Source organism: Lysinibacillus sp. UBA5994, assembly GCF_002429725.1.
Taxonomy (GTDB): domain Bacteria; phylum Bacillota; class Bacilli; order Bacillales_A; family Planococcaceae; genus Lysinibacillus; species Lysinibacillus capsici.
Map to the genome: position 1 here is coordinate 1 of NZ_DJAU01000016.1, position 8125 is coordinate 8125.

Sequence of the window (8125 nt, forward strand, 5' to 3'; positions counted from 1 at the left end):
CGATAAAGAATCAGAAGGTTACAAAATCTATGCTGGTTCAGCATGTATTACATGTCACGGTGAAGGCTTAGAAGGTGGAGCAGGTGCGCCGTCTCTAATGAACACAGGTTTAACAGCTGATGAGATTAAGGACATTGCTCATAATGGTTCTGAGAGTGGTAAAATGCCAGCAGGATTATGGACAGGTTCAGATGAAGATCTTCAAAAACTTGCTGAATTCATCGAAAGCTTAAAAGCAGAGTAATAGTAAAAGAGTCAGGAAACTGGCTCTTTTTTTTCTACCTTGTTATACTATTGGGACTGGAAGCCATACAAAAAGGTTCCCTTGTATAAAGGATTTTAGCGAAAGATGTCGAAAAAACATTTATTCTTGAAACAAGTAAGTGAATTAAAACAATAAAATAACACATATTGATGGTGAGATACAATTGAAAGGTAGAGTAAAGCTCTAGAATTTCATAACTATACATAAATAATGGATTGTTTTTATCGGAAGGAGTTAACATCGTGCAACTAACAAGAGCAAATATTTGGTACCTTCTGACCCATAAATCATTCTTGATAGTGCTGCTAATTATTAATCTACTAGGTACAATTTATGGCTATTATTGGTATGGGTGGCAGCTTGCCATCACAGAGCCTATTTTTTATATTTTTGTTCCAGATAGTCCGACAGCCAGTTTATTCTTTTGTTTTGTGTTAATTGCTTGGATTATGGGGAAAAGCTGGCCACTGATGGAAGTACTTGCCCTTGTTACGTTGGTGAAATATGGCTTATGGGCAGATGTGATGAATATTTGGACATTAATTGAAACAGGTTCTATTGGCTGGCAGGGATGGATGCTAGTTGGTTCACATTTTGCCATGGCTGTACAAGCAGTACTATATATGAAGAAATATGTCTTCACTTATTGGCATGTTGTGATAGCAGCTGTTTGGACACTGCATAATGATGTCATTGACTATGTATTTGGGCAAATGCCGATGTATCGTGATTTAGCCAATTACACAAGCTATATAGGTTACTTTACATTCTGGTTATCAATTGCATGTATTTTACTTGCCATTTTCTCAATTAGGTGGCGCAAATATTTGCCGAATTAGGGTATAAATTATAGAATTATAGTATCGAGGTAGAAAGGGGTTAGAAAATTGTCAACGAGCATGTATATTGTTTATTTTGTGATTATTATGCTGCTTCCACTTTATGCTCAAATGAAGGTAAAGGGTACGTATAATAAATTTGCAAAGCAACGTACAATGAAGGGGCAAACTGGTGCAGAGGTAGCGCGTGCGATTTTAGATGCAAACGGCTTATATGATGTACGAGTTGTGCCAACACAAGGTGTGTTGTCTGATCATTATAATCCAGCAACCAAAACAGTGGCTTTATCAGAAAGTAACTTTTATGAAGCAAGTGTTGCAGGGGCTGCGGTTGCTGCCCATGAGGTAGGCCACGCCATCCAACATAAAGAAGCATATTCCATGCTTACATTACGTAGTAAGCTAGTCCCGGTAGCAAATATTTCTTCTAATGCGTCTTGGATTTTCGTAATGATTGGTATTTTTGCAAGTAGTACGAATTTCTTGCTATTAGGTATCATATTATTAGCAGCAGGTGTTGTTTTCCAATTAGTGACACTTCCTGTGGAGTTTGATGCCTCGAAGCGAGCATTAGTTCATATGAATTCACTTGGCATTATTACAAATGAAGAAGAACGACCAGCACGAAAAGTATTAAGTGCTGCAGCATTAACATATGTAGCAGCGGCAGCGGTAGCTGTACTAGAGTTATTACGTTTAATTTTAATTTTTACCAATATGCGTAGCGACGACTAAGAAAAAACTTGTTATAGTGGTACACCACTATAACAAGTTTTTTATCTTCGTATGCTTAATGAAGGGGTTGCTTTTGATCGTCTAATGTGAAGCCTTCTCCTGCCACATCTCGTACTTCAATGATGGAAACAAATGCGTGCGGATCAACTTCATGCACAATAGATTTTAACCGTACAACTTCATTGCGACCAATTACACAATAAATAACCTCCTTAGGTTGTTTCGTAAAATGACCATGTCCTTCTAAAATGGTGATACCACGCTCCATTCGAAGAGCGATTGTTTCAGCAATGGCTCCAGACTTTTCTGATATGATAAGCGCACCACGAGCCGCATAAGCACCTTCTTGTACAAAGTCAATGACACGGGCTCCAACAAATACGGCTACTAATGTATACATCATGGAACGAGCATCCAAGAACGTCAGCCAAGAAAGAATGATGACGATGGCATCGAAGACAAACATGGTTTTCCCCATACTCCAGCCAAAATATTTATGTCCTAGTCGTGCCAAAATATCGACACCACCTGTTGTGCCACCGAAACGAAAGACAATCCCAAGTCCCAATCCAACAAAGACACCAGCAAAAAGTGCTACAAGCAACATGTCATCCTCTAAATGGATGGTAAATTGATATTTTTGGAAAATTTTTAGAAAAAGAGATACGGATAAAGTGCCGACAAGCGTATAGACAAATGATTTTTTTCCAAGTAATCGATAACCTATGATAAACATGGGAATATTTAATAACAGGTTCATTAAGGCAGGGTCCCATCCTAATGTAAAATATAGTATGAGAGTAATCCCACTTAGTCCACCTTCACCCAGTTGATTTTGGATGTTGAAGTGAACAAAGCCGAAGCTGAAAACTGCTGCTCCGAGCATAATCGCGATAATATTACGTATTTTAATCTGTTTTAGCATTTGACCTCCTGTAGTTCCAAACAAATGAAGTAGTGTTATCTATTATCTGACATTTTATTGGTTTTGACAACAATGGTGTAAATTTTATACGATGGTAAATAGGAGTGTGATTTTTATGGCAGATCAACTAACAATGCAAGCTTTACAACAGCGTGTCGATGACTATATAGGACAATTTAAAGAAGGCTATTTTCCACCATTTGAATTACTTGCACGTCTAACAGAAGAATTAGGCGAACTTTCACGCGAAGTTCAGGATGTCTATGGACAGAAAAAGAAAAAGAGTACAGAGGATATAAACAGTATTGAAGAGGAATTAGGAGACTTTTTCTTTGTACTAGTCTGTTTTGCAAATGCCCAAGGTATTAAACTAGATGAAGCACTTTTACGCGTCATACATAAATTTGAAACTAGAGATAAGGATCGTTGGACTAGAAAGGATGAAGAATGATGTCGATTCGTGTAGCAATTGCGGGAGCAAGAGGAAAAATGGGAGCTGAGGCTGTACATACGGTCATGAAACATGACAAAATGGAATTAGTAGCTGTACTAGATTATAAGGAAGTAGGAAAAACTTTAGCTGATTTAGATATGTTTCCAGCAAGCTATACAGTGCCTATATATACAGAAATGCATGATCTTGTAGAAGCAACTGCACCAGATGTATTAGTGGATTTAACTAATCCACATGCAGTCTACAAACATACAAAGGAAGCACTGAATTTAAATGTACGACCTGTAATTGGTACAACAGGATTTACAGATGCACAACTAGAGGAATTATCAGCCATTGCCAGAGAAAAAGAGTTAGGTTGCATTATTGCACCAAACTTTGCGATTGGTGCTATCCTAATGATGAAGTTTGCAAAAGAAGCAGCCAAATACTTACCAGATGTAGAGATTATAGAAATGCACCATGATCAGAAGCTTGATGCACCATCTGGGACAGCGGTGAAAACGGCACAGTTAATACAAGAGGTCCGTACGCCAAAGGCACAAGGACATCTAGAAGAGAAAGAAACCATTAAAGGTGCAAGAGGTGGAGATTTTGACGGTATGCGCATTCACTCCGTACGTTTACCTGGTTTAGTGGCACACCAGCAAGTATTATTTGGAGGGGATGGGCAGCTACTAACGATTCGCCATGATTCATTAAATCGTAATTCTTTTATGTCGGGTGTTGCATTTTGCATAGAAGAGGTTATGAAAATGGATCAGCTTGTTTATGGTTTAGAAAACATCATCTAAAGATTGGGATGGAAGCTATATGAAAATCGCATTGATTGCACATGATCGTAAAAAAGATAATTTAGTACAGTTTGCTATTGCTTACCAAAATATTTTACAAGAACACACACTATATGCTACCGGCACAACAGGACAACGTGTCATCGAAGCTACTGGTTTGGAAGTTACACGTTTTCGTTCAGGGCCACTTGGTGGCGACCAACAAATTGGCGCAATGATTGCCAATAATGATATGGACATGGTGATATTTTTCCGTGATCCTTTAACAGCACAACCACATGAGCCAGATGTTTCTGCACTAATCCGTCTTTGTGATGTTTACCAAGTGCCACTGGCAACAAATATGGGAACAGCAGAAATATTACTAAAAGGCCTACAGGAAGGCTTTGTGGATTGGAGACTGATACAAGAAAGACGCAATTAACAAAAGACGTGATTCAGAAAGGATGATCATCGAATGAAAAAGCTAAAAATAGGCATTACCTGTTATCCTACAGTTGGTGGCTCTGGTGTCATTGCAACAGAATTAGGCAAAATGCTTGCAGAAAGAGGACATGAAATTCATTTCATCACCTCAAGCGTACCATTTCGATTGAATAAAATTTATCCAACCGTCTTTTTCCATGAAGTCGAAGTTAATAATTATTCAGTATTTCAATATTCTCCATACGATATTGCATTAGCGAGTAAAATGGCAGACGTCATAAAGGATGAAGAGTTGGATGTGCTACATGTGCATTATGCCATCCCACATGCAGTATGTGCGGTGCTAGCACGTGAAATGAGCGGCCGAGACATTGGCATCGTTACAACCCTTCATGGCACAGATATATCGGTGCTTGGGCAAGATTCTACGCTCTCACAGGCCATAAAGTATGGGATTGATAAATCTGATATTGTGACTACCGTGTCACAGGCATTAAAAGAACAAACCTATGAACTGATTGATACAGTAAAACCAATTGAAACGATTTATAACTTTGTGGACGAACGCGAATACTTCCCACGAAATTCAGGAAACTTAAAAGAGCAATTTGGTATACAAGAAGATGAAAAAGTCCTCATTCATGTATCAAACTTCCGTAAAATAAAGAACCTTCCACACATTGTAGACGCCTTTATGAAAATCCGTGCCAACATGAAAGCAAAGCTCTTATTAGTAGGTGATGGCCCAGAAAAGCATCGTGTCATGGACCAAGTAAAAGGAAGTCCGTATATGAAGGATGTTTTATTTTTAGGGAAACAAGAAAACTTAGCTGAACTGTATGCGATTAGTGACCTTAAGCTATTATTATCACAGCAAGAATCGTTTGGACTGGTGTTATTAGAGGCAATGGCTTGTGGTGTACCTTGTATTGGAACAAATGTAGGTGGTATTCCAGAAGTCATTGAGCATGGTGTAGACGGCTATATCGTGGAATTAGGGGATACAGAGGCAGTTGCGGCGTATGCAACCCATTTATTGCAAGATGAGGAACAATTACTGCGCTTCCGAGAAGCGGCCATCCGTGCAGTAAGTGAAAAATTCCACTCATCCAAAATTGTGGAACAATATGAAAATCTGTACGAGAAGGTTGCGGAAAGAAATCATGCAAAACAATAAAGAATGGCAGGCAGCCTATTCAGTCATTGAACAATTAGATCAGGCGGGATTTGAAGCAGTTATTGTTGGTGGAGCTGTAAGAGATGCTTTACTCGATCGTCCTGCCCATGATGTAGATGTGGCTACTAATGCCTTGCCTGAAGAAGTAAAAACTGTGTTTCAAAAGACTGTAGATATTGGGATTCAGCATGGGACGGTACTTGTTATCGTACCCGCTGGACCTGTGGAAGTGACTACCTATCGGACAGATGGGGAATATACAGATCATCGAAGACCACAGAATGTCCATTTCGTTCGATCTCTAAAAGAGGATTTACAACGCCGAGATTTTACAATGAACGCCATTGCCATGCGGCGTGATGGCTCTTTTGTAGATTATTATGGCGGACAACAAGATATTGAAAAGCGCGTTATACGAGCGGTAGGAGAGGCAGAAAAACGGTTTGCAGAAGATGCTTTAAGGATGCTGCGAGCGATTCGCTTCTCTGCACAGCTTGATTTTACGATCGAGGCGAATACATTAGCAGCCATCCAGCAAAGGGCTGCTGATTTGGGCTTTATTGCAAAAGAACGCATTAAAGCAGAGCTTGATAAGCTTTGGGTAGGAAAAACAGTTTTTGGGGGTATACAAAAACTAGAGGACAGTGGATTAACGGCCTATTTAACAGGTGATTTTCAAACTGCTCAATGGCATAATTTCCAAACAAAAGATGCCCTTCTTGGCTGGGCATACTTTGCCTTACTACAAGGAACAGCATGGCGTGAGGTAGTGCGCGATTATCGATTATCGAATAAGGAAATGGCGTTTATTAATTCCGTTTTAACCGCTTATGACGCTTTAAAAGATGGTTGGACAAATCGCCATTATTTTTACTACACAGAGCAAGAACTAGAGGCTGCACAATATTTTGCCCAACTTCGCCAATTAGACGCTTCGATACCTCAACAATCTATCCGAGAATTACAGGCAAAGCTACCGATTCAACATAAGCAAGAATTAGCGGTGAATGGGGCTGATTTACTGAAATGGTCTGGCAAAAAGGGTGGGCCGTGGGTAAAAGCCGCATTGGAGGAGCTGCTGACAGCCATTCTTCATCATGAACTTCAAAATGATCGACAACAGATTAAAAGCTGGCTGGAGCAACAGGATCTTACTTAAAGCCGAATACATGATAGATAAAAGCCGTCTCCTGAAATGGGAGACGGCTTCATTAAATTCCTATCGTTGGTGGTCATTTACGTTAATTTACAGTATGATTAAGACAAAATAAGTTACATAACAAGAGTACAGTTAACTAAAGGATTGATGTGAAGATGACAATTTCCATGAAGGACGAAATTTTAAAAAGAATATTGGCTGCTGATGGAGAAGCGGTTTCAGGTCAGGAATTAGCAGATTCTCTTGGTGTCTCAAGAACCGCTGTTTGGAAGCATATGCAAACATTACAAGAGGAAGGGTATACATTTGATACAATTAAGAAAAAGGGGTATGTATTGACAGGTGTACCAAATAGCTTGAGCCCCACACAGATTAAGCTTTTTTTAAAGACAGAGCATTTTGGACGTGAGATCCATTATTACGATGTAGTTGATTCAACACAAACAATTGCGCATAAGCTTGCACAGGAAGGAGCTCCACACGGTACAATTATTATTGGTGAGGAGCAAACAGCGGGGCGTGGTCGTATGGCTCGTCCTTGGGAGTCTGCACATGGGACAGGTATTTGGATGACCGTTATCGTTCGGCCAGATGTTACGCCCCAACAGGCCTCATCCTATACACTTGTGGTGGCAGTAGCTGTCACAATGGCCATTAAAACCTTATATAAACATGTAGAGCCAGCGATTAAATGGCCCAATGATTTATTGATTAATGGCAAAAAATGTACGGGGATTTTAACGGAAATGCAAGCAGAGGCGGATCTTGTGCAAGCTTTACTTGTTGGAATTGGCATAAATGCGAACCAAGCAGCAGCTGACTTTTCACCTGATATTGCGGATATTGCCACTTCATTACGATTAGAAGCTGGAGAAGAAATCAATCGTGCAGCACTTGTGGCCTCTATCTTACACTATTTAGAACAATTTACAGAACTATACGTTAAAGAAGGTTTTGCGAGTCTAAAGACACTATGGCAGCAAATGTCTTGTACAATTGGTCAACGTATAGAGGTAACGACGATACGCGAACGTTTTGAAGGGGTTGCCAGTGGCATTACAGACGATGGTGTTCTGCAATTGACACAGGACGATGGAACGGTTCGAACGATATATGCAGGAGACATCAAAATATTATAAAAAAGAAGCTGCAAGTAATGTCCTATACTTGCGGCTTCTCATGTTGTTGCAAAAAGATGATGTCAACGGCAGAAAAAGCAACTTTGCAAGGTGAGGGGGTGATTTCCGTTCCGCCAACGTCCTTTCCAGGGGGCGTCCGATGAGCCGCTTCACTCACTTACGTTCGCTCCAGGGTCTCATCTGTGACGCTATGATCTGACCCCAAAAATATA

Annotated in this window: 10 protein-coding genes; 9 read left to right on the forward strand and 1 reads right to left on the reverse strand. The window is 40.0% G+C overall.

Annotated elements, in window-relative coordinates:
- The 3 genes from B3D98_RS05080 to B3D98_RS05090 form a co-directional block, all read left to right on the forward strand.
- Positions 1 to 244 (forward strand): c-type cytochrome (locus B3D98_RS05080; protein WP_288581265.1); only part of this gene is annotated, 244 nt, incomplete at its 5' end.
- Between the two features lie 263 nt (positions 245 to 507).
- Positions 508 to 1104 (forward strand): DUF1405 domain-containing protein, encoded by a 597-nt coding sequence (locus tag B3D98_RS05085; RefSeq protein ID WP_048389842.1) that lies wholly within the window; start codon positions 508 to 510, stop codon positions 1102 to 1104.
- 60 nt (positions 1105 to 1164) lie between these two features.
- On the forward strand, positions 1165 to 1839 hold the full coding sequence (locus B3D98_RS05090; RefSeq protein WP_288581281.1) for a zinc metallopeptidase: 675 nt from the start codon (positions 1165 to 1167) through the stop codon (positions 1837 to 1839).
- Between the two features lie 55 nt (positions 1840 to 1894).
- Here the strand turns inward: B3D98_RS05090 and B3D98_RS05095 are convergent, their stop codons facing one another.
- On the reverse strand, positions 1895 to 2764 hold the full coding sequence (locus B3D98_RS05095; RefSeq protein ID WP_004232676.1) for a YitT family protein: 870 nt from the start codon (positions 2762 to 2764) through the stop codon (positions 1895 to 1897).
- Positions 2765 to 2879: 115 nt separating this feature from the next.
- On the opposite strand from B3D98_RS05095, the gene B3D98_RS05100 reads away from it, so the two are divergent.
- From B3D98_RS05100 to B3D98_RS05125, 6 genes are all read left to right on the forward strand, one after another.
- Positions 2880 to 3215 (forward strand): nucleotide pyrophosphohydrolase, encoded by a 336-nt coding sequence (locus B3D98_RS05100; protein ID WP_054550714.1) that lies wholly within the window; start codon positions 2880 to 2882, stop codon positions 3213 to 3215.
- Positions 3215 to 4012, forward strand: a complete 798-nt coding sequence (gene dapB / locus B3D98_RS05105; protein WP_288581273.1) for a 4-hydroxy-tetrahydrodipicolinate reductase — start codon at positions 3215 to 3217, stop codon at positions 4010 to 4012. Before B3D98_RS05100 ends, dapB begins: the two co-directional genes overlap by 1 nt.
- A 19-nt stretch (positions 4013 to 4031) precedes the next feature.
- Positions 4032 to 4436 (forward strand): methylglyoxal synthase, encoded by a 405-nt coding sequence (mgsA, locus tag B3D98_RS05110; protein ID WP_004232690.1) that lies wholly within the window; start codon positions 4032 to 4034, stop codon positions 4434 to 4436.
- A gap of 33 nt (positions 4437 to 4469) precedes the next feature.
- Positions 4470 to 5615: an N-acetyl-alpha-D-glucosaminyl L-malate synthase BshA gene (gene bshA / locus B3D98_RS05115; protein ID WP_004232695.1), complete on the forward strand. Its 1146-nt coding sequence runs from the start codon at positions 4470 to 4472 to the stop codon at positions 5613 to 5615.
- Entirely contained in the window at positions 5602 to 6774 is a 1173-nt protein-coding gene (locus B3D98_RS05120) for a CCA tRNA nucleotidyltransferase (protein WP_288581278.1), read from the forward strand. The genes bshA and B3D98_RS05120 overlap by 14 nt, the downstream gene beginning before the upstream one ends.
- A 155-nt stretch (positions 6775 to 6929) precedes the next feature.
- Entirely contained in the window at positions 6930 to 7913 is a 984-nt protein-coding gene (locus B3D98_RS05125) for a biotin--[acetyl-CoA-carboxylase] ligase (protein WP_054550716.1), read from the forward strand.
- The last annotated feature ends 212 nt before the right edge of the window (positions 7914 to 8125 follow it).

What these genes read in the sequence shown, in the direction of transcription:
- B3D98_RS05090 (WP_288581281.1), top strand. Translation starts at nt 1,165, where the DNA reads ATGTATATTGTTTATTTTGTGATTATTATGCTGCTTCCACTTTATGCT.
- B3D98_RS05095 (WP_004232676.1), bottom strand. Translation starts at nt 2,764, where the DNA reads ATGCTAAAACAGATTAAAATACGTAATATTATCGCGATTATGCTCGGA.
- B3D98_RS05100 (WP_054550714.1), top strand. Translation starts at nt 2,880, where the DNA reads ATGGCAGATCAACTAACAATGCAAGCTTTACAACAGCGTGTCGATGAC.
- dapB (WP_288581273.1), top strand. Translation starts at nt 3,215, where the DNA reads ATGTCGATTCGTGTAGCAATTGCGGGAGCAAGAGGAAAAATGGGAGCT.
- mgsA (WP_004232690.1), top strand. Translation starts at nt 4,032, where the DNA reads ATGAAAATCGCATTGATTGCACATGATCGTAAAAAAGATAATTTAGTA.
- bshA (WP_004232695.1), top strand. Translation starts at nt 4,470, where the DNA reads ATGAAAAAGCTAAAAATAGGCATTACCTGTTATCCTACAGTTGGTGGC.
- B3D98_RS05120 (WP_288581278.1), top strand. Translation starts at nt 5,602, where the DNA reads ATGCAAAACAATAAAGAATGGCAGGCAGCCTATTCAGTCATTGAACAA.
- B3D98_RS05125 (WP_054550716.1), top strand. Translation starts at nt 6,930, where the DNA reads ATGACAATTTCCATGAAGGACGAAATTTTAAAAAGAATATTGGCTGCT.